This is a genomic window from Nocardia thraciensis (assembly GCF_054782435.1).
Window position 1 is genome coordinate 92,778 of record NZ_BAAGSM010000021.1, and the last position, 20,089, is coordinate 112,866.

The window sequence follows — 20,089 nt, forward strand, 5'->3', positions numbered from 1 at the left end:
GTGATCGATATCCATGACCTCACCCTGAGCTACCCGGGCGTCACCGTCCTCGAAGTCCCTGAACTGACCGTGGCAGACGGGGCGCTGACCTACCTGATCGGCCTGAACGGCACCGGCAAGACCACGCTGCTGCGGTGTATCTGCGGCGTCATCGCCCCAGCCGCCGGTACCGTCCGGGTCGACGGGGCGCTCGTCCGGGCCCACCACAGCACACCGGAAACCCTCGGAATGCACCTCAACTACCGAGCTTTCGACCCACGGCACACCGCGCGTCGGCATCTACGCTGGATCGCCCGCGCTCGTGGACTACCCACCGGCCGAGTCGGCGACGTCCTCGAGATCGTCGACCTGGCCCGGGTCGCCGACCGTCGGCTGGGGCATTATTCGCTCGGGATGCTCCAACGTGTCGGCATCGCCGCCGCGCTGCTCTCCGAGCCGCGCACCCTGCTGCTCGACGAACCGCTCAACGGCCTCGACATCGCGGGCATCCGGTGGATACGCGAACTGCTACGCCAGCTCGCCGACGCCGGTACCTGTGTCCTGGTCGCCACGCACCTGCTCGATGAGGTCGAGCGCAACGCCGACCACATCGTCATCCTCGGCGACCGGCGCATTCTGGCCGACCAGCCGTTCGATCAGCTCATGGGCGCCCTGCAGCCCGGTGAGACCAGTCTCGAAGACGCATACCTGCGGATCGCTGGCCCGACAACCCATTTCGCGTCGGGCGTGGCCTCATGAACGGCCCCGGTCCAGCCACCCTCATCCGCCGCGGCATCGCCGCCGAATGGACCCGAACCGTTGGGCGCAGCTTCCTGTGGACGGTCGCCGTCCCGCTCACCTTGGTGCTGCCACTGGTCGTCACCTTCGCGATCGCCGCCGTGGCAGAACGACTGGCCGATCTTCCCGGGCAGAGCTACGTAGCCACGGTCTCCACCATCAACTCGGTGTACTGGGTGATCACCCTGTCCGTATCGATCATGATGGTGACCACCGCCTACGCCCACGCCACCCAATGGCGCGGTCAGACAAGCGATCTCAATGCCTTCCTGTTTCCCCGGTCCTGGACGGTCGCGACGTCCCGGTGGATCTACTACGGCGCCATCAGCGCGATAGCGACGACTATCCTGTTGGTCGTCGTCATGGTCACGCTGCCACACCAGTTCCCCAAGATCTATGGGGCGGTGGACATCACGGACTCCGCCGGTATCCGGTTCCTCTGGACCGTCCCGGCATACGCGTTCGCCGCATGCGGTATCGGTGTCGCGGTCGGTTCGGTGATTCGTACTCCGTCCGCCGCCATCGCGGTCCTGCTGTTCTGGGTCTACGTGGCCGAGAACTCCGTCAATCTGCTACCGCGCGGGCACACCGTGCAGGCCTACGCCCCATTTCTCAACGCCGTCGCCGCGACGGGCCAGGAGGTCGCCTTCCTGCCTCGTTTCGGCCGCAATGGATCTCTGCTCTACTTCGTCCTCGTCGCCGTCGGCCTCTTCGTCATCACGGCGGTCGTGCCCGTCCTCAGCCGCCGGGTATCCGGATATCGCAGGGCGACGCTCACCAAATCAGGCTCGGCCTGAGACCGGAAGAACCTCGAGCGGAAGCCGGCCGAATCCAGGGATCGGACCCATGACTCGCGGGAGCTTCTTCGTCGCGACCGGCTCGAACCGCCATTTCGACAGCAAACTGTGGATCGTCGTCTGCAGCGCCATCCAGGCGTAATTGTTGCCGATACACATCTGATTGCCCATGCTGAACGGAACGAAGCTTCGGCATTTCGACCCGGGGCCCGAGGTGGACCATCGATCGGGATCGAAAGTGTTCGGCTCGGCGAAAATATTCGGATCTCGGTGAATAGCGGCGATGCTGTAGCCGATATCGGTTCCGGGGGGAAATGTGAAGCCGTCGAGTTCGACCGTGGTGACGGTGCGTCTCGTTTGCAGTAGCGGCGAATGAATCCGCGTGACCTCGTTCAGGAACCGATTCAGGTAATCGAGTTCGTCCAGGCTTCGGGGGCCGAGTTCGCGCGCGGCGGAGACCTCGTCCTGCAGTCTCGAGGCCACCTCCGGGCGCTGGGACAACTCGTACAGCGCCCAGGTCAGCGTGGCGGTCGAGGCGTCGATCCCGCCGAAGAGAACGGTGACGGCCTGCTCTGCCAGGAACTTGTCGCTGCGGCTTTCGCTATCCGGCGAATTCAGCAGGATATCGAGAAGGTCGTTGCGGTGGTGGTCACCGCTGGCCCGGCGCGCGACGAGCAGATCCCGGCAGTAGTCCCGCAGTTGCGTCCCGGCCGAGAGGAATTTGCGGTTCACCGGCAACGGCAGGCTCGCCACCGGCTTGGGCAGCACGCTGCCCACTATGGCGCCGGCGCCTATGTCTCCGATCAGACCCGAGATGAATCGCAGCTCCTCGGCATCGGGTTCGTGCGAGAACATGGAGCCCAGCAGGTTGGCGATCACCACGTCCAGCAGCGCGGAGCGGGCCTCGACGATCTGTCCCGGCCGCCACGAACTCGCCAGCGCGTCCGCGTTGCGCTTTATGGTGTCGGCGTAGCTTTCCAACTCCGGTCGGTGGAACGCCGGTTGCAGCAGGCGGCGCAGACCCCGGTGCTGCTCACCGTCCGCAACGATCAGCGATTCCCCGAATATGAGGCGAATACGTTCGAAGAGGAGCCCTCGTTCGTAGGAGTCGGAATTCTCCACCAACACCCTGTGCAGTAATTCGAAATCGGTGATGACATAGACGGTGAGATTTCCGATATCGACACGCGCGATTTTCCCGGTACTGGCCAGATCCACCATGAACTGGACCGGATCACGCCACATTCTCCAACCGTGTCCGATGACAGGCAAACGGCCGGGACCGCGCGGGACGTCACGGATGTCCACTGTGTATCTTGCCCTTTCTTTCGGCAGGTCCGAGGTCGCGGACTTCGGAGTATCCGATCGGATCGCTGAAAGCCGTTGTCGAACCACACGTTACCTCAGCCGGGATTCCCGCGGCGGCGGGTTGACAAGCGAAAGCATCTGTCCCGCAGGGCATGATGACGCTCTGGCGCTAGGCGAGGCCGTCGAGGAGTTCCTGGAGGATCGCAGGGGTCTGCTCGGCGGAGTGGGCGTAACCGGCGCAGAGGATATCCATCAGCTTCCGGTAGCGCTGCAGGTCGGCGTGTTTGTCGAGATAGAGTGCGCCGGTGAGCTGTTCGAGGTAGACGACGTCGGGCAGTTCCTCTTCGGGGAAGCGCAGCATGCTGAAGGAGCCACCCTCGGCGGGGGTGGGGCCCGCGGATTCCGGGAGCACCTGCATGGTGATGTTGGGCCGCTCGATCAGATCGAGCAGATGGCGGAGTTGATCGCGGGCCATCTCCCGGTCCGGAGGCTGCCTGCGCAGCACGTGCTCATCGATGACGGCCCACACGGTGGGCGGGGTCGGTGTGCGGGTGAGTATGCGCTGGCGCCGCATCCGCATATCGACCAGGCGCTGGGCGTCCCCGCGGGAGTCCAGGCCGAAGATGTAGCGCGCGTAGTCGGCGGTCTGGAAAAGGCCTGGAATGTAGTGGGTCTCGTAGATGCGGATGCCGAGCGCGGCCTGCTCGAGCCCGACGTAGGTTTCGAACCAGGAGGGCAGCAGGTCGCTGTAGCGGTGCCACCAGCCCGGCCGGTTGGCTTCCCGAGCCAACGCCAGCAGGCGATCGCGCTCGTCGGCGTCGTTGACCCCGTACAGCGTGAGCAGGTCGCTCAGGTCGCGTTCCTTGAACCCGGTCTGCCCCAACTCGAGTCGGGTGATCTTGGTTTCGGATGCACGCAGCGCCTCGCCCGCGGTTTGGCGGCTGATCTCGCGTTCCTCGCGCAGCTTCCGCAGCTGGCCGCCGAGCGCGATCCGCAGAACGGTCGGACCGCGGTCGGCGGAGGCTTGGACCGCCACATTACTGTCGTGATCGGCCCTGGCTGTCATCGAGTCGACTCCCGTGTAGTAAGAATCCGTAGTCCCTTGCGGATGCACCGCCGAACTACTTTACAGCATGAGGCTGTCGAAGCGGCCGCCCTTGATGTCACGCATCAGGTCGGCGAACTCCGCGCGCGTACAGGTCAGCACGGAGCCCTGGGGGTCTCGGGAGTTGCGCACTCCGATGCGGTCGCCGGAAAACCGGGCCAGTTCAACGCAATTGCCGTTCGGCCCGCTGTACGAGCTTTTCCGCCAGGCGATTTCGCCTGGCTCTAACGGGGGCTCGGCGGTGGGGTTGGCCATGACACTCTCACTGTTCCTATCGACGAACGAGACTCGCAGTCCCACTGTACATGCAAACGCACGTGCAGTTGCATGTCTATTCGCAGATGCTTATGCATCTGCCGTTGCATCTGCGCCCGGAGTTTGGAACACTGTCATCAACCGGAAGCGCCTGTTGCGGGCGTGCAGCGTGGACAGTCGAATGCTGTTCTGCGACAGGAGGACGGGATGAGGGTCCGCGTTGGACGGGCGGTCGACACGCTGCCTGCCCCGGGTTCGGTAGCTGCCGTCCACCTTCTCTCGGCCGGTGCATGGTGTTGAGGCAGCTCGAGTCGTCCCGGTGCGGGGTGTCGAGTCCCCCGCACCGGGAATCACTAGCCGCAAGGGAAGCCGAATGAAGCGAGAAGGACTGCGTACCACGACAACCGCCGACGGCAAGAAAGCCGCGGACTGGTCACTGACGCGCAGGCGCCCGTGGATTCGGCGCGTATTGCTGCTCGACGACTCGAGCCCTGCGGTCCAGTGGCCCGACAAACCGCTGCCACTGGCGCAACGCGGAATGATCGTCTTCGCCGGGGATGCGGGCTCGCTGGATCTGGTAGATGCCCGTGAGATGTTGCCGCAGCATCAAGACCTGTGGGACGCGGTGCAGCAGGAGTTCTGGACGGCCCTGCTCGACGTGAGCCAGCCCCTGGGGTAGGACCGTCGCAGGCCGGGCGTCCGGGGATCAGGCCGAGGCGTCCGGGGCGGGAGCGTTGCGTCCGACCGCGGCCCACAGCCAGTCGGTGCGCATCTCTTCGGTCTCGTAGGGCGATTTCAGCCAGGGCTGCCACTGCCACGGATGGACCAGGCCGGGAGCCACCACGTCGAACCCGTCGAACATGCGCTCGATCTGTGGGCCGGAGCGGAACACGATCGGAGAGGTCGCCGCCTTGTACACCTCGACCACGCGCCGAACCTGGTCCGCGGGAACGATATCGGACGTCAGATGCGACAGGGCCAGGTAGCTGCCGGGAGCCAGGACGTCGCGGAACGCCGCGATCGAACCGTACGGGTCGGCGTCGTCGGGGATGAAGTGCATGATCGCGACGAACAGGATGGCGCAGGGGCGGTCGAAGTCGATCAACGCCCGCAGGTCCGGGTGCTCGAGGATGCTCCCGGGGTCGCGGATGTCGGCGGTGATGACGGTGGTGTTCGGATTGGTGGCCAGCAGGGCGCGCCCGTGGCTGAGCACGATCGGGTCGTTGTCGACGTAGACCACGCGCGCCTGCGGCGTGATCGCCTGGGCGATCTCGTGCACATTGCCCTTCGTCGGCAGCCCGGTGCCCAGGTCGACGAACTGGTCGATGCCCGCCTCGGCCAGATATCGGACGGCACGCTGGAGGAAATATCTGTTCTCCCAGACGATTTCACGAGTATTCGGCAGCGCCGCCTTGACCTGCTCGGCGGCCTCCCGGTCAACGTCGTAGTGGTCCTTGCCGCCCAGGAAGTAGTCGTACATGCGGGCAGGGGTCGGACGATCGATGGCCAGGCTCTGCGGGTTCGGATCGGTGCGCCGGGAATCGTTCACATTCGACAGCCTAACCTTCCCGACGGAAACGTTGCGCCGCTAGACCTTTCAGGCCGCCTCATTCGGCGCCCAGGCACGCTCCAGCGCGTGGGGCGGTCGCCCTCGGCGACGTAGCCGTTGACGCCGTCGAACTTCCGGCTCCTACCTTCCGGCCTCCGATGAGACCAATTGGTCGGTAGATTCGGGTGGGTGCATCGTCACCGCATCCGGACGTCTACCGCGGCGCCGGCCCCGAGATGATCGGCACCAGATACGTGCGCGCGAAGGCGGCCAGTTCCTCGTCGGTTTCGAGCGGGACCACCCCGTGCGGGGACAGGATCATCGAATGGACTATGTGGCAGACGATTTCGGCGCGGGTGATCAGGTCGCTGCGGTCGCCGACACGCACATGGTGAAGACGGATTCGCTGTCGGTGGTGAGCTTGGAGAGCACCCGCTCGGGTTCGAGGGCGAGCAGGCGGGCGGCGAGGGGATGGGTGCGCCACCGGGTGATGACGGTGATGAGGATGTCGGCCCCGAATCCGAACTGGTCGCGGACCTACGGCCGCCAGTCGGAGATCCTCGACTACATTCGCACCGTCGCCACCTAGCACGATGTGGTGCGGTCGATCCGTTTCGGCGTCGAGACCGATCTCACCGGCGAGCGGGTGGCGGTCCCGAACTTCTTCATCACCCCCGGCCCGTTCGGCGCGGCGGGTAATCAGTCCGCGCTCTACATGATCGAATCCCAGATCGCCTACATCGTCGACGCGCTGCGCTGCGCAGTTCGTCCACCGTCTGGCTCACCGGGGGATCGGCCGCGAACTCGCCACGGTCCTGCATCGACGTGGTGCGTCGGTGGCTGCCGCGGACATCGACGGCGGTGTGTGACCAGACTGGCCGACGACCTCGGTGAGCGCGTATTTCCCGTCACCGCAGACGTTTCCGACCGACACGCGATGCTCGCGGCGATCGATCTGATCGTGGCCCGGTATGGGCGACTCGATATCGTGGTCGCCAACGCGGGCGTGGTCCGTTCCGCGGTACGTCGCAGGAGCGGCGCAACACAATCTGCCGGATGGTGCACGAACTGCCGGGAGCGGGCCGCACCCTGACAGGGCATTTCATCCGGCAAACCGCCGTTGGACGGCTGCCTCGCGGTTGTGGGAGCGCCGCTCGATCCGTACCGGTAGGCGATCGGGAACCAACGTGGCCGAGGCCTTCGCTCGCGGCGGGCGAACCGGAACCAACCGGTACTCGCGGGAAATGGTCACGGCCACGGTCGCCATCTCCAGCAAGGCGAACCCTTGTCCGATGCAGTTCTGCGGGCCGGAACCGAAGGCGAGCCAGGCGCGGTGGCTCGTGGAGTCGGCCCGCTCCTGTAGCCAGCGGTCGGGATCGAAACTGTCCGGGGCCGGAAAATTTGCTGGATCACGGTGAATCGCGTAGGGGCTGAACAGGATCTGCGCACCCGTCGGCAGCTGCCACGGGCCCAGCTGGAGCGGGCGGGAGGCTTGCCGGGATACCAGCCACGCCGGCGGGTACAGGCGGAGTGTCTCCCGCGCGACCCGCATCGGGTAATCCAAGTCGCCCGTGGAAGCCGCGATGTGTAACCGCTGCTCCACTTCGGGGCAGGCTGCCACGGCATGCCACAGCCAGGCCATCGCGTTGCCGGTGGTTTCGGTGCCCGCGAGCAGGAAGTTCACCATCTCGTCGTGAATTCGGTTGTCGGACAGCGCGGCACCGGTATCCGACTCGCATGTCGAGATCAGCATCGCCAGCAGATCGTCATGCAGCTCGGGGCTCGTGCGGCGATGCGCGACGAGTCGGACGACGGTATCGCGAAGCCGCTGGTTGGCGATGTCGAATCTCCGGCCGGTCGCATGAAACAACCATTCGAACGTTTTGCCCGACAACAGCACACGTCGCCCGACGCCGCGCAACACCAGTGGCAGCTCATGCCGGATCACCTGTGCCGCATCGCTGGTCGGCTCGGTCGTGCACAGGCCGCGGGTCACGATCTGCAACGCCAGCGACCGCATCAGGTCGTCGACCGCGAGGATCGCGCCGTGTTCCCAATTCGCGATCAACCGCTCTGTCTCCTCCCTCATCATCGCAGCCTGGCGGCGCACAACGGCATGACGGAAGGCGGGCTGGATCGAACTCCTGCGGTGACGGTGTTCCACGCCTGTGGTGGTGGCCAAGGACTCACCGAGCAGCCCGGCGAGCCTGCGATAGTGCACGCCCTTGACGCATGCGTCCGCCTCCGAAACGAGCACGGTATGAACGAGTTCGGGATCGTTGACCAGGTAGGCGGGTAGGGTCCCCAGATATATCCGGGTTACGGGGGCGAACGCGCGGGATTCGCACACGAAGTCCAACGGTCGCCGGAGGAGTGCGGGAAGGTGGCCGAGTCCGGGCATCCGTCCCGGCACGACCGGAATCTCTGTGCCGTGCTCAGACCGCATAGTCGCCGCGCGGATCGTCGTATCGATGTGCGTACAGCGCGTGGTGGAAATCGACGAATCTCCGTGTGACTTCGGTTATTCGGTGGTCGGACAGTCGGCGATCCAGGTGGGCGAGCTGTCCGGCGAGGGCCGACCGCTGTCTCGTGTAGAGATCGGAGTAGTAATCGAGTCCCTCCCGGAACGCCGCCATGCCGTCCTCGACCGAGCGCGCCCGATACACGTCGTAGAGACAGATATTGAATTCGTCGTGGTACAGGTCTTTCCGGAAACGATTCAGCTCCGGCGCATAGGTTGCCGCACGGGTCAGGAAGTCGACGATCGTATCGCCGTCGCGGAGATGAGCTTTCCGCCATGCCCGCAACAGCGCCGCCCTGGCGGACGGTGTCCTACTCAGCAGCGGAGTGCCGATATCGTTCTGCAGCCGGACGAGAAGCGCCGCCGTGCCCAGGGCCTCCTCCAGCGAGCCGTCCCGCAGCGCGGTGCGATACCCGTAGTCGGGACCGCGGAACTCGTTGAACACAGCCCCGAAATAGGCGAGCGTCGGAACGACCAGAATTGCCCGCCTGCAGGTATCGATCAGCTCCGCGCGGGTCAGTTCCGTCCCGGTCAGTGTGCGATCCACTGCCCTGTACCGCTGTATCGTCCACTCACGCACGAGCGGTTCGCTGCGGGTCCCGGAGATCGCCGCCAGGACGTCTCGGCCGGATTCGACATTGGCCACCAGCCCGCTCCACAGTGCGGCGGCGGCTTCGTCTCCGGTGGCTCCCGCCTCGTTCGCCGCATAGCGACGGGTAATCGCGGCATGGAGATTCGGTACCAGGCTCCGCTCCGCGGCGTCGAACCGGGCGCACCGAGCGGCGATCGGGGCCAGCAGTTCCGCGGCCGGACGATGGTCCGGGCGATGAAGATCGTGGGCTGCCAGAGCGTTGAAATCCAGTAGTAGGTTTCGGCATTCGCTGTCCGCCCCGGGCCGCGACGGCGCCGCTCCCATCGCCAGATTGTCGGAGACCACCTCGAAGATCTGATACAGGTTGACGGGAATGGCATGGCGGAGCAGAGTCGGCCAGTCGTCTGGGCCCGGCAGGTCCGCGAGCATGGCCGCCGTGAGATTGCCCAATTGGGTCAGGCCGATGATCCTGGTGAACAGGCCCTGATCGGGGTTGTCGGTCGAAAGGGCCCAGCGGAAATAGGCTCGATAGCGGGTGCCGGGCAGATATCTGTCGAGTCGTTCGAGCAGAGCGGTTCGCACCGCCCGCACCGCATCGGTGCTCGAGGTCTGTGGCGCGGCACTCCGCACCGGGTCCAATAGCTCCCCCGGGTCGTGCAAACGCGTCATGTACTCAAATCCGTGCCGTGCGGGAAGTCCGACGGGTGCCTCGGCACGGTTGTCACGGCCCTCATCGGTCGATCGCCTCTATCCTCAATCGGTTTAGACTGTATAGAAGAAAACCACCCGAGGACAGAAGAAGGTTGGGGGCGACGCCGAGCACCGTCACCATCCCCCTGTCGAGGTGAGTCTCGTGAGGAGTTCGCGCTCTTCGCGGTCGGTCAGACCCGCGCCGTTCGCGATGTCGACGGAGCGTCCGGGGTCCCAGCGCAGCGAGTCGGCCAGCGTCTCGGGCAGGGGGCGGGTGCTCAGCCCGGCTTGCCGTGCGCGTGCGCTCGGTCTGGCGTTGAGGCCGTACCAGGAGCGGTCGGTCAGCCACAGGGGAAGCGACCGTGGTCCCGACCACTCGGCGACCCCGAGGTCGAGGAGGCGGTCCTGGGGAGCAACGAGGATCGGTCCGGTGTGGCCGGTCACGGTGCGGGCGGTCTGGATGTGGTCGGGAAAGGCCATGGGGTCCCCGACGGCGTCGAAGATACCGTGTGCTCGACCTTCGGCCAGGCGGACCGTCCAGGTGGCGAGGTCACGGACATCGATTGTCGCGGTGGGCAGTTCCGGTGCTTCCGGGACGAGCACCAGCCCCTCCGGGTTGGATGGATGTGCGAACCGGCGCGGCCAATAGGTGGTGCGGCCGCTCGGATCACCGGGCCCGCCGATCAATCCGGCCCGCACGATTGCCGTGCGCCGCACCCCGAACTCTTCGAGTACGGCGTGCTCGCAAGCGACCTTGGCCGGGCCGTAGTCGTCCGGTGACCCGATCGCGTCGGCGGCGAGCGGGTCGAGCACTGCCGCGCTCTCGTCGGCGCCTATCTCGGCCTGGGACGCGTACACGCTGACGCTGGAGACGAACACGAACCGGTCGGTAACCGATTCCAGGTCGCGGACGGCGCGTCGCACCTGGCCGGGCTGGCGGCTGACGTCGACCACCGCATCCCACCGCGAGGTCGCGATCTCGGCCAGCGCATGATCGTGATCGCGGTCGGCCTGGATCAGCGATACGCCGGACGGTGTCTCGGTTCCCCGGACCACGCAGGTGACCCGGTGACCGGAGTCGAGGGCCGAGCGAGCAATGGCCGATCCCAGCCACGCGGTACCGCCGAGGACGAGAAGGTTCATGGATTTCGTCACGGAGACCTACTCTGCCCAAAACAGCGCCACGACATCAGGATGCCTGTTCCTCGAGGTTGAGCAGTACGGCGCCGGCGATGACGGCGACCAGGGCGAGGGTCTTGGTGACAGTGACCTGCTCGCGGAGCCAGCCGATACTGATGACGGACACGGCCGCGGTCCCCAGCCCGAGCAGGCCGTAGGCGGTGGCGGGCGGGAGGTGGCGCAGGGCGAGGGTGAACAGGCCGAGCTCGGCCACGAACGCGGCGATGGCCGCGGGGACCAGGAGTGGACTGGTGAACCCGGCGGAGGCATCGAGAGCGAACACTTGCGCGACGTCCAGGACGATGGCGAGGTAGAGCGCGCCCCATGCCCGAATACTTCTTCGACCGCGCCGTCGATCCTGCGCGCCGCCGCTCGGGTGCTGCCGGGACTCAGCCAAGGCGGGCTCCCAGTCGGAGGACGACGACCCCGACAACGATCAGGACCAGCGCCACGGCCTTGCGCGCGGTGAGGGTCTCACCGAGTCGAGCCACGCCCACGACGGCGAGTACGGCGGTGGCGCCCGCGAAGAAGACCGCGTCGGCGACAGCGGTGGGAATCGACCGCAATGCCTGAGCGAACGCCCACAGGCCGGTCAGGTAGGCCGCCGCGGCGAGCACGAAATGGGCAACAGCGGCTCGGCGGCGTCGGCTGCCGGCGACGCGGGCGAGGGCGACGGTGCCGACGACATCCCCGCCGATCGCGAACATCAGCATCAGCCAGTTCATGGCGCGGCGAACGCGTCCGCGAGGTAGTCGACGATGGCGTGTGCGTGGCGCCGGTCGTGGTCGAGGTCGGGGTCGTATATCACGACCGACATGCCCAGACAGCCGGCCCCCAGCCCAGCGGCGGTGATGGCGCGCAGGTCCGTCCAGTCCAGGCCGCCGGGCTGGGGGTAGTCCACGGCGGGCATGGCCTCGGTGGACAGCGCGTCGAGATCCACATGCAGCCACCACGGGAGCCCCGCGCCGCGCAACCGGTGCACCGAGGCTTCGGTCGGAGTCGTGGCTCGCCCGCGGAGCTGCTCGTCGGTGTACAGCGTGATACTCGAGGCGAGGGAGGTGATGCGGTAGGCGGTGAGTTCCGCGCTGTCGCGGGGGCCGAGGGCGATCACCTGGTCGGCGGCGAGACGGGGCAGTTGGGCGCTCAGCGCGTCGGGTAGGCCGTCGCGGTGGTACCCCAGGGCCAAGCCGAGTTCGCAGTCGGCCGCCTCACCGGTCGTGCTGTGCCGGGGCGGCCAGGCATCCTCATGGCCGTCGGCGAACAGCAGCCCGGTGGCGCCGTATTCGTCCTGCGCGCCCTTCAGGGCGCCCAGCAGCACCGGACAGTCGCCGCCCAGTACCAACGGGAATCGTCCCTCCCGCAGCGTCTGCCGTACCGCGTCTCGCACCGCCGTGGTCATGGCGATCAGGGAGTCCTGGGCAAGCAGCCCGCTCGACGGGTTTCGGGCCGTGGATGGCTTTCCCACCTCGACGTCACCGGCGTCACGGACCGCCGTCCGGTCCCGCAGCCGCTGCACTAGGCCCGCGTCCCGCAGCACGGCGGGGGCGCGGGCGACGCCGTCGGTCCTACCGGCGGAGTTGAAGGGCGCCCCGATGACATTGATCATGGCCGTTGCTTCTCGAATCATGGCCGTTGCTCCTCGTCGTCGTGTCTGCGTCGTTCGACGGCGCACTCGACCGGGCAGATGTCCGGTGGACAGGCGCCGACGTCACACAGTCGGCAGATTTCGTCGCCACGCCGCGCGCTGGTGGCCAGCCGATCCAGAACGCGCTCCAGAACGGACGTCAGCGCTGTGCGCTCCGCGTCCCCCAACTCCTCCAGGAGGGGGTCGAGGACGTCTGCGCGTGCCTGCAGAACGCGCCGGGCGTGCTCCTTCCCGGCCGTCGTGAGATGCAGCGCCAGCGACCTCCGGTCCGGACCGGGCCCGCGGACCAGCAATCCGCGGGCTTGCAAGGCATCGACCGTCCGTACCGTGGCGGGCTGGCTGATGCCCAAACAACGCCGCAGCTCCTCGACGGTCAACCCCGGGTACTGGCCGACCGTGGCCAGCGCCGCCGCGGTGACCCCGCTGCGTCCCGCCGGGCCCTGGGTCACCTCGGACATGCGGTCGTGCACGCCGAGCGCGACCGCGCCCAACAGGTTCGCCAGCCGTAACTCATACCTCATGCATATATTGTAGCGCGGCTGGAGCCGGCTGTCGGCGGACTCGGCGCACGTTCACCTCAGTCGGCAACCTTTGTCGGCGGCGATGAGTTCTCGGAGGATGCTCCGTCCTATCCGTTGAACGCGCTACCAACCCGGCGCGACCGACCAGGAGGACCGGAAATGACTACCGCCAACCCCGCCGCCCACTTCTCCGACGACGCCACCTACCGTCCGGGCAAGGTGCGCAGCCGCGTCCTGTGGACCCTGCAGATCCTGCTCGGCCTCTTCTTCGTCATCGCCTCCGGTGGCCCGAAGCTCGTGATGCCGAACGCCTTGATCGACAGCGCTCCCGAGAATTTGACCTTCCCGTTCGGGCTGCTCATCTTCATCGGAGTGGTGGAGGTCGCCGGGGGCATCGGTCTGATGGTGCCGCGGCTGAGCGCCCTGGCCGCCGCGGGACTGTCCGTTCTCACCGTGCTCGCCGCCGGGACCCAGGCGTTCATCGCCGACAAGCCCGCGATGGCGATCTTCCCGCTGGTGCTCGCCGCGATCTTCGGCTGGATCGCCTACGAGCGCCGCGCCACCGTCACCGATCTGCGCAAGTCGCTGTCGCGATGAAGATCCCATCTTGTAGCCGGAACCCCACGCGCCGTTACGTTTTGCCGACAGGGCAGGCATTTCAAGGGTCGGTGACTGCATCGATTCTGAAGCGCTCACAGCACAGTTCACTCCCGCGATCGCCAATGCCATTGCCGTGGAAATGAATTCGCATTGCGCTCATTCCGTCAATCACGCGCAGAACACAGAGATCGGAAACCGGGGTGACACTTTCGCGAAGGACGCCATCGAGCCGTAAATATGTTCCCAGTAATGGGAAATTGTCATCGGCGCCGGAGAGCACACTAGATACGTCGGCGCACAGCCGAACGCTCCTCGGGCAGCAGGGGTGGATGAGCAAATTTGCTGCCGAAAAGTCGAAGAAGTTGATCTGCCATGTTTGAGTGGCACAATTCGTTCATCGTGGCCGCGTTTGCGGTCATGGCCATCGCCGTACTTTGCGCGATTCATATGTCGGCAGTGCGGTCCTGGGTCAGTATTCATACCTCCCGCATAGCCCGGCACACGGTCGCGGAGACCCAGGTGACACACCGGACAGGGGCTGGCCTCGACGGGCTGCTCCCGCTGTGGGTTCATACCGCTCCCGATGGGGAGCTCAATGTGGTCGAGGCCCACAAGGAAATGCAACGGCACTGTTACTGCACAGTTCCTGATTGCCCCCGCAAGACGGCAGCATTCACGACGCTTGTCCAGGCGGGCAAAATCAAGCCGGATTCGTCACGGCAACGGATGTAATCGACCCGAAGGATCCATGTCCGACGGCGGCACGGAACAGGTTTCCCACCCGGAGATAGGTCTCGCCGCGCCGTTGCGGGCCGGATGAGGTCGGACAGCTATCGGGATGCGGCGCCCGATCCGTCGTCCGAGGTTGAGTCCTTCAGTGCGCGCAGGTCGTCCGACAGCTCAGCCGCGAGGCGTTCGGCGTGCGAGCGCACGGCGGGATGGACATGGCGGAGATGCTCCAGATCCTGGCTCGTCCGTTCGATGGCGGCCGCTCGTTCCGCGGCACTGCCCTCCTCCGCGATCGCGCGGTTGGTGAGCACCCGCCATTTCGTCCCGGACCGGTCCAGCGCCTCTCGCAAGGCATCACCGGGCGGATGGTGCAACCCGATGAAATCGATGTCCGCGGTGGTGATATCGAACATCTGGGCCTCGATGAAGTGGTTGGCCCGAAAAACCGATCCGAGGTAGTCGCGATCGATAGGAGCGATCCCGGGCATCCCTGCGCCGTAGGAATATTCCGACGGGTCGTCCAGAGGGGAGGGTATCGCCCGATCCCGCTCCACCATCGAGTCACCGAACGAGATGGTCGTTCGTGACCGTACCTCCGGCTTCAGGTAGATCTGATTGTCGCCGTAGTTGAGTTCCGACAACGGATCGATCATGCCCGCCTGGGATGGACGCACGCCGTCGATGGCAATGTACCCGTAGACAGGTGGATTTTCGTGGACGTGGGCGCCGAACCACTCGGCTTCGGAACGGGCGCGATTGCCGTCGGGATCGCGGGTGCCCCTTATTCGCCCCTCCTCGAGGATGGTGATGAGTTTGTCGTCGCGGACACGGATAGCGATCGGCTTCCCGTCGACTGCGGCCTTCAGTTCTCGTCGCATCTGCTTACGCACCTCGGCGCTGTCCCGCCCGAGTGAAGCCGCTGTCTCATCGATTTTCCGGTCGAGGATGGCGTACTGTTCCAGCCGGGACAGCGGCCGTTTGGCTATGGATGCATACAATTCTTCGTCGGTCGGCCCCTTCTCACCGAATCGTCGCCTCAGGTCGGCGTCGAGTTGCTGTCGGGCTCGGGTCAATGCCGCTCGGTCCGGCGGCGGAGGGCACAGGTCCTGCCCGGGACCTGCCTTGCCGTCTTGCCGGATCGCGTGGGCCGGGTCGGTGGCGTGTCGCAGCTTTTCGGCGCCCGAGTGCTCAGCGTCGTCCACCGTACGGACGACTACCCGCAGACCGTCCGCGCCTATCGGGCCGCGGTAGGTCTCGGAGAAGTGCTCAGATACCTGTGGCATCTGGCGGCGGCGCAGTCCATCGGCTATTGCTTGGACGAGTCGCACCAACCGATTTCCCGACAACGGCCCTCACGCTCTACTACCCCGCGCACGGCTGGCGCCGTCACCGCTTCCCTGGACAATTCTGGACCGATTCATATATCTCCACCCTACAGCGAATTGTACGCGGAGTTCTCGGCGGCGGTCTGCTGTGACGGCGCTGCCGGCTTGATTAGGCGCATCCTCACCCCTTTCGACCGGCCGACGTAGACGGGGTGAATATTGTAAAAGGACGCAGCGAGCCGCACAGGGCGGAACAGGCGGTAACTGAGCTTCATGGGTCCTTTCTGTGGAGTTGCCGATCAGCGCTCGGCCGTTCGGTGGCTGTGGTGCCCTGGGGATCAGTACTCGCGACCGGTAATTCCGCGACGGTCGAAGGTCCGAACACTTCAGCGGGCGTGGGAAGTGCGCGGACATATGTCATAGGATCAGGCCCGTGCGTTCGGCGATGGGGACCGGGAGCCGGTCGCCGGAGTTCTGGCACGATCCGCGCTTTCCGCAGATCGAATCGCGGCGCTCCTGCCGGCAGAACTCCTGCTATCGGCCGCACACGCATGATCGCATCGCCGTCGGCCTGATCGACGAGGGGACCAGCGCGTTCGTAGGGCGGTCCGGATCGCCGGTGCGTCTCGAGCCGCGGGACGTCATTCTGATCCCCGCCGGGCACGTCCACTCGTGCAACCCGGTCGGTGGCGACTGGGTGTACCAGATGATGCTCCTCGACCCGGAGTGGCTTCGTGTGCGCGCGTGGGGGGACGACGCGGCATTCGACGGGGGGATCCAGGTGCATCGCGACGTCGACGCCCATCGCCTCTTCGACGATGTGAACGCCGCGCTGTTCGAGGGAGCGCCAGGTCTCCACGATCTCGAACGGTTGCTGCGCCGTGCGTTCGCGGGGCTCGGCGCCGCGAGCGTCCGGCGCGAGGACGCGGCCGGAGGATCGGCCCTCGCGGCGACGCTGCGTCCGGTCCTCGATGTGCTCGCTGAGCAGTCCGAGGATCCGCGCCTCGATGATCTCGCGGCGGTCGTCGGCATGAGTCGCTATCAGCTGATCAGGGCCGTCAAGCGCGCCACAGGTCTCACGCCGATCGCCTGGCGCAACAACGCGCGGGTCCTGCGGGCGCGGGCGATGCTGCGAGGCGGGGAGCCGATCACCTCCGTCGCGCATGCTCTGGGATTCGCCGATCAGAGCCACTTCCACCGCGTGTTCCGCGCCCACGTGGCGACCACGCCGGGCGCGTATATCCGCTGATGCAATTTCGTTCAAGACGGTGAGCGTGAGCCGGTCTCAAGATGGGGCCGTCTGCGCCGCTCTTCCGAACGAAAGTCTGATGGAACAGTTTCTCGCCGTCGCCGTCGCCCATTTTCTCGCGCTACTCATTCCCGGCGTCGATTTCTTCCTGATCGTCCGCACGGCCGCCGCCCACGGTTGGCGGAGCGCAAGCGGCGTCTGCGCGGGCATCGCGTCGGCGAACGGGGCGTTCATCGCGGGCGCGTTCACCGGGCTCACCCAGGTGGGCGACGAGCGGATTCTCGCGTGGTTCGAGCTCGCTGGTGGCACGTTCCTCATCTGTACGGGCATCGCCTGCTGGCGTGCGCGGGTCTCGCTCACCGTCGGCGCGGAAGGTGTCGTGGGACGCGCAGCGTGGGCCAGGAACTACGGCCTCGGGCTCGCCTCCGGGCTCCTGAACCCGAAGAATCTCCTGTTCTACGTCAGCCTCGCCGCCACACTGTCGTCGGCGATGACCGGGCAGCTCACGCTGTACGGAGCGTGGATGTTCTCCATCGTGCTGGCGTGGGACCTGTTCGTCGCCGCCGTCATGGGGGCCAAGCGAAGCCGCGCGATCCTCGCGCGGGCGCTTCCGTGGATCACCAAGGCCGCGGCGATCGTCGTGACGCTGTTCGGGATCGGAGCAGCGAGCGCTGCAGTGAGAGCGCTTGTCGGGTAAGGGGAACGCGGTCGGCGCGGTTTGTCGGCTGGACAAGATTTGCGGGGCAGTGCATCTGGGGGCCTGGTCAGTCCCTGGTTGGATGGGGTAGTGCGCCTCGGGGAGAGGTCGCTACCGTGCGGTGGGCCAGACCGCGCGAGCGGACCGTCGGTCGTGGCCGCTATTTGTCGGCGCGCTGGCGGGGATGTGTCGAACGACCACGCCCGACTCATGTGGAGGTTCGACGTGCGTACAGGCTGTGGAGTAGTACGCCGCATGCGGCGCCGAATCCGAGGCCGACGCCGATGGCGAGGGTCTGCACGAAGTACCGCATCCCGGATAGGTGGAACAGTTCCTCGACCAGTCCTTGGTACAGGGTCAGGCCGGGCAGCAGTGCGCCGGTCAGCCCGACCAGCATCAGCGCCGAGACGGGCAGGCGCAACCACTCGTAGGTCGCTGATGCGACGAACCCGAGAGCGATCGCGGTGATCGGCGCCGACCACACCGGTGGAATGTTCGCCAGGTGGACCAGTACCTGGTTGACGACGGCGGCCAGCAGCCCGGCCGCGGCGGCGGGAAGCAGCAGGTTTCGGCCGCCGTTGTTGAATACGGCGTTGCCGAGCGCGCCGAGGATCGAGAAGCACAGCACCAGCCAGATCGGCAGCTGTGGCAGATCCGGGTGTATCGGGGTCACCGAGGGGAACCGTTGCGACAGCGCCAGGACCAGCGTGGCACCGATGGCGATTCCGGCTACCGCCAGCAACGCCGACACCGCGCGGGCGGTGGCAGTGACACCAGCAGCACCCACACGGTGGCGATGGCCACCGCGGTGTCGGTCACCGAAACCAAGCCCACCGCGTACGCGGCCGCCGCGAGGGAGGCCGCGCACGGCGCCTGCACCGCCAGTCCGTAGTCCTGCGGCGCCCAGCCCGCGGCCGAGTATCGCTACCGGGGGCAGTGCCACGGCGGCCACGAGTGCTGCGGCGAGTGTTCCGCCGACCTGGGCGGCGATACACAGTGCCAGCAACGCGCCACCGAGAGTGGCGAACCACCACGGCCAGGGCTGTGGCCCACGGTCGGCCCGTTCGAGCGCGATGAGCGCCTCCGGCGGTTCGAGACCTGACACGACCACGGTGCGCGCCAGGTCCTTCAGGCGTTTCATCCGATCGCACTCGAAGGTGTCCAGGTTCGCCGCCGCGACGGCGGCACGTCACGGGTGTCAGGGTAGGTGCGCGCAGTTGGTGGGTGCTGGTGTGCCTGCGAGGCGTTGGGTGAGCCAGTTGTGGGCGGCGAAGGTGGCGGGCAGGTATTCCAGCAGGTGGCCGATAGCGAGGCTGGGAAACAGCGGTGGTAGCCAGGTGGTCGGCTCGAATTGCACGCTCGCGCCCTGTGCGCACCAGTCGACGGCGAGTTGGCGGACCTGCGGATAGGGCAGGACGTCGTCGTTGGTGCCCGCGGCGATCAGGACCGGTGCGACCGGTTTGCGTCTGCCGATGCGCTGTTCGTCGACGATGGCGGACAGTTCCGGCGAGCTGTCGAGAAGTTCGGCGAGTGTGCGGCCTCCGGCGGTGTACCAGGTCGGCGGTCGGAACAGGGTGCGCAGGGCCGCTTCGCCGATACAGGTGTTGGCCAGTTCGGCCAGCATCTGTTTACCGGCGGGGTTGGTGACGGCGTCGATAACCGGCGCGGTCTCCGGCTGGTTGGCGACGACGCCGTTGAGCACATAGGCCAACAGTCCGGTCGCGGTGCCACCGATCACACCGGGCATGATCCCGTTGAGCGCAGGGGAAGTGAGCATGGCCTCGCGCAGGTCGGCGGGGGTGGCTCCGGTGTAGGTGCCGCGCAGGTCGAGTTCGGGAGCGTATTCGCCCTGCAGTTCGGCGGCCGCGGCCGCCGCGCCGCCACCTTGGGAGTAGCCGAAGATCCCGGTGGGACGCGAGATTCCGGTCAGGGCTTCGGCGGCACGGATCGAGTCGAGGACCGCGTGGGCTTCGGCGGCGCGGTTGACGTAGTCGTGCACGGCCGGGGTACCCAGGCCGTGGTAGTCGGTCACCACTACGGCCATGCCGCGTGCGAGCAGCGAGTAGGCGGTGATCACCTCATAGCTGGCCCAGATGTCGAGGGGGAAGTTGTAGTGGATGAGCTGGGCGAACCCTTTCGAAGGTGCGCACTGGTCGCCTTGGCCCTGAGTACCCGGTGCGACCGCGACGAGTGGGCGCGGACGCGGTCCGCTCCATGGCAGCGTGGGTTCGAGATAGGTGCCGGTGACCGCAGCCGGGTCTCCGTGGGTGTCGGCGCTGCGATACATGATGCGGGTGGCGTTGGCGGGGACCTGCCCTTGCTGGCCGGGCAGCGCCAGGGCCAGGGAATATGGTTCGCTGCGCAGAATCTGCCCCGGCGCACCCGCCGGGAGCGGCGTGGGTGGCAGGTAGAAGTCGCTGCCCTGCGACGAACCCGATGCCGAACCGGAACCCGGTGCCGCGATGGCGGTTGCGGCGCCGACGGTCAGTGTCGCTGTGGCCGCGAGGACCACCGCCCCGGCCATCGTCAGCGGCCGTCTCCGCCCGCCGG

General features: G+C 66.6%; 23 protein-coding genes. 9 read left to right on the forward strand and 14 right to left on the reverse strand.

Annotated features, from left to right (window positions below; all coding sequences use genetic code 11):
* Both ACYVLQ_RS13320 and ACYVLQ_RS13325 read left to right on the forward strand, forming a co-directional pair.
* Positions 1-738: an ABC transporter ATP-binding protein gene (locus tag ACYVLQ_RS13320; protein WP_460697751.1), complete on the forward strand. Its 738-nt coding sequence runs from the start codon at positions 1-3 to the stop codon at positions 736-738.
* The gene (locus tag ACYVLQ_RS13325) at positions 735-1,574 is read left to right on the forward strand and encodes an ABC transporter permease (RefSeq protein WP_460697752.1); all 840 of its coding nucleotides are present in this window, start codon (positions 735-737) and stop codon (positions 1,572-1,574) included. The genes ACYVLQ_RS13320 and ACYVLQ_RS13325 overlap by 4 nt, the downstream gene beginning before the upstream one ends.
* Here ACYVLQ_RS13325 and ACYVLQ_RS13330 read toward each other — a convergent pair.
* From ACYVLQ_RS13330 to ACYVLQ_RS13340, 3 genes are all read right to left on the reverse strand, one after another.
* A complete protein-coding gene (locus ACYVLQ_RS13330; RefSeq protein ID WP_460697753.1) occupies positions 1,560-2,969 on the reverse strand; it encodes a cytochrome P450 in 1,410 nt (469 codons plus the stop codon). The two genes, ACYVLQ_RS13325 and ACYVLQ_RS13330, sit on opposite strands and share 15 nt — an antisense overlap.
* Positions 2,970-3,051: 82 nt before the next feature.
* A complete protein-coding gene (locus ACYVLQ_RS13335; RefSeq protein ID WP_460697754.1) occupies positions 3,052-3,948 on the reverse strand; it encodes a helix-turn-helix domain-containing protein in 897 nt (298 codons plus the stop codon).
* 60 nt (positions 3,949-4,008) lie between these two features.
* Entirely contained in the window at positions 4,009-4,242 is a 234-nt protein-coding gene (locus ACYVLQ_RS13340) for a DUF397 domain-containing protein (RefSeq protein WP_460697755.1), read from the reverse strand.
* A 373-nt stretch (positions 4,243-4,615) separates the two neighbouring features.
* On the opposite strand from ACYVLQ_RS13340, the gene ACYVLQ_RS13345 reads away from it, so the two are divergent.
* Positions 4,616-4,921 carry a hypothetical protein gene (locus tag ACYVLQ_RS13345; protein WP_460697756.1) on the forward strand — a complete coding sequence of 102 codons (306 nt, stop codon included), beginning with the start codon at positions 4,616-4,618 and terminating at the stop codon, positions 4,919-4,921.
* Positions 4,922-4,948: 27 nt separating this feature from the next.
* Here ACYVLQ_RS13345 and ACYVLQ_RS13350 read toward each other — a convergent pair whose 3' ends face one another.
* The gene (locus ACYVLQ_RS13350) at positions 4,949-5,791 is read right to left on the reverse strand and encodes an SAM-dependent methyltransferase (RefSeq protein ID WP_460697757.1); all 843 of its coding nucleotides are present in this window, start codon (positions 5,789-5,791) and stop codon (positions 4,949-4,951) included.
* Between the two features lie 325 nt (positions 5,792-6,116).
* Here ACYVLQ_RS13350 and ACYVLQ_RS13355 point away from each other — a divergent pair, with 325 nt between their 5' ends.
* Positions 6,117-6,380 carry a hypothetical protein gene (locus ACYVLQ_RS13355; RefSeq protein WP_460697758.1) on the forward strand — a complete coding sequence of 88 codons (264 nt, stop codon included), beginning with the start codon at positions 6,117-6,119 and terminating at the stop codon, positions 6,378-6,380.
* A 9-nt stretch (positions 6,381-6,389) separates the two neighbouring features.
* On the forward strand, positions 6,390-6,884 hold the full coding sequence (locus ACYVLQ_RS13360; RefSeq protein WP_460697759.1) for an SDR family oxidoreductase: 495 nt from the start codon (positions 6,390-6,392) through the stop codon (positions 6,882-6,884).
* Between the two features lie 9 nt (positions 6,885-6,893).
* Here ACYVLQ_RS13360 and ACYVLQ_RS13365 read toward each other — a convergent pair whose 3' ends face one another.
* The 7 genes from ACYVLQ_RS13365 to ACYVLQ_RS13395 all read right to left on the reverse strand — a co-directional run bounded on the left by ACYVLQ_RS13365 (position 6,894) and on the right by ACYVLQ_RS13395 (position 12,939).
* Entirely contained in the window at positions 6,894-8,237 is a 1,344-nt protein-coding gene (locus tag ACYVLQ_RS13365; protein WP_460697760.1) for a cytochrome P450, read from the reverse strand.
* A complete protein-coding gene (locus tag ACYVLQ_RS13370) occupies positions 8,227-9,573 on the reverse strand; it encodes a hypothetical protein (protein ID WP_460697761.1) in 1,347 nt (448 codons plus the stop codon). Before ACYVLQ_RS13370 ends, ACYVLQ_RS13365 begins: the two co-directional genes overlap by 11 nt.
* 156 nt (positions 9,574-9,729) lie before the next feature.
* Entirely contained in the window at positions 9,730-10,749 is a 1,020-nt protein-coding gene (locus ACYVLQ_RS13375; protein WP_460697762.1) for an NAD-dependent epimerase/dehydratase family protein, read from the reverse strand.
* A 34-nt stretch (positions 10,750-10,783) separates the two neighbouring features.
* Entirely contained in the window at positions 10,784-11,170 is a 387-nt protein-coding gene (locus ACYVLQ_RS13380) for a DMT family transporter (RefSeq protein ID WP_460697763.1), read from the reverse strand.
* The gene (locus tag ACYVLQ_RS13385; protein ID WP_460697764.1) at positions 11,163-11,498 is read right to left on the reverse strand and encodes an SMR family transporter; all 336 of its coding nucleotides are present in this window, start codon (positions 11,496-11,498) and stop codon (positions 11,163-11,165) included. The genes ACYVLQ_RS13380 and ACYVLQ_RS13385 overlap by 8 nt, the downstream gene beginning before the upstream one ends.
* Complete coding sequence (locus ACYVLQ_RS13390; protein ID WP_460697765.1) at positions 11,495-12,400, reverse strand: arginase family protein; 906 nt, start codon at positions 12,398-12,400, stop codon at positions 11,495-11,497. The genes ACYVLQ_RS13385 and ACYVLQ_RS13390 overlap by 4 nt, the downstream gene beginning before the upstream one ends.
* Positions 12,397-12,939 carry a MarR family winged helix-turn-helix transcriptional regulator gene (locus ACYVLQ_RS13395; protein ID WP_460697766.1) on the reverse strand — a complete coding sequence of 181 codons (543 nt, stop codon included), beginning with the start codon at positions 12,937-12,939 and terminating at the stop codon, positions 12,397-12,399. Before ACYVLQ_RS13395 ends, ACYVLQ_RS13390 begins: the two co-directional genes overlap by 4 nt.
* 159 nt (positions 12,940-13,098) lie before the next feature.
* On the opposite strand from ACYVLQ_RS13395, the gene ACYVLQ_RS13400 reads away from it, so the two are divergent.
* A complete protein-coding gene (locus ACYVLQ_RS13400; RefSeq protein ID WP_460697767.1) occupies positions 13,099-13,536 on the forward strand; it encodes a DoxX family protein in 438 nt (145 codons plus the stop codon).
* Between the two features lie 375 nt (positions 13,537-13,911).
* The gene (locus ACYVLQ_RS13405; protein WP_460697768.1) at positions 13,912-14,271 is read left to right on the forward strand and encodes a hypothetical protein; all 360 of its coding nucleotides are present in this window, start codon (positions 13,912-13,914) and stop codon (positions 14,269-14,271) included.
* 98 nt (positions 14,272-14,369) lie between these two features.
* Here ACYVLQ_RS13405 and ACYVLQ_RS13410 read toward each other — a convergent pair whose 3' ends face one another.
* Positions 14,370-15,551, reverse strand: a complete 1,182-nt coding sequence (locus ACYVLQ_RS13410; protein ID WP_460697769.1) for a hypothetical protein — start codon at positions 15,549-15,551, stop codon at positions 14,370-14,372.
* A 475-nt stretch (positions 15,552-16,026) separates the two neighbouring features.
* On the opposite strand from ACYVLQ_RS13410, the gene ACYVLQ_RS13415 reads away from it, so the two are divergent.
* Together ACYVLQ_RS13415 and ACYVLQ_RS13420 are read left to right on the forward strand one after the other, a co-directional pair.
* A complete protein-coding gene (locus ACYVLQ_RS13415; RefSeq protein WP_460697770.1) occupies positions 16,027-16,842 on the forward strand; it encodes a helix-turn-helix domain-containing protein in 816 nt (271 codons plus the stop codon).
* A gap of 19 nt (positions 16,843-16,861) precedes the next feature.
* Positions 16,862-17,539, forward strand: coding sequence for a LysE family translocator (locus ACYVLQ_RS13420; RefSeq protein WP_460697771.1), 678 nt, complete (start codon positions 16,862-16,864; stop codon positions 17,537-17,539).
* Between the two features lie 208 nt (positions 17,540-17,747).
* Here the strand turns inward: ACYVLQ_RS13420 and ACYVLQ_RS13425 are convergent, their stop codons facing one another.
* Positions 17,748-18,680, reverse strand: coding sequence for a threonine/serine exporter family protein (locus ACYVLQ_RS13425; RefSeq protein WP_460697772.1), 933 nt, complete (start codon positions 18,678-18,680; stop codon positions 17,748-17,750).
* A 57-nt stretch (positions 18,681-18,737) separates the two neighbouring features.
* Entirely contained in the window at positions 18,738-20,063 is a 1,326-nt protein-coding gene (locus ACYVLQ_RS13430; RefSeq protein WP_460697773.1) for a lipase family protein, read from the reverse strand.
* Positions 20,064-20,089: the final 26 nt, after the last annotated feature.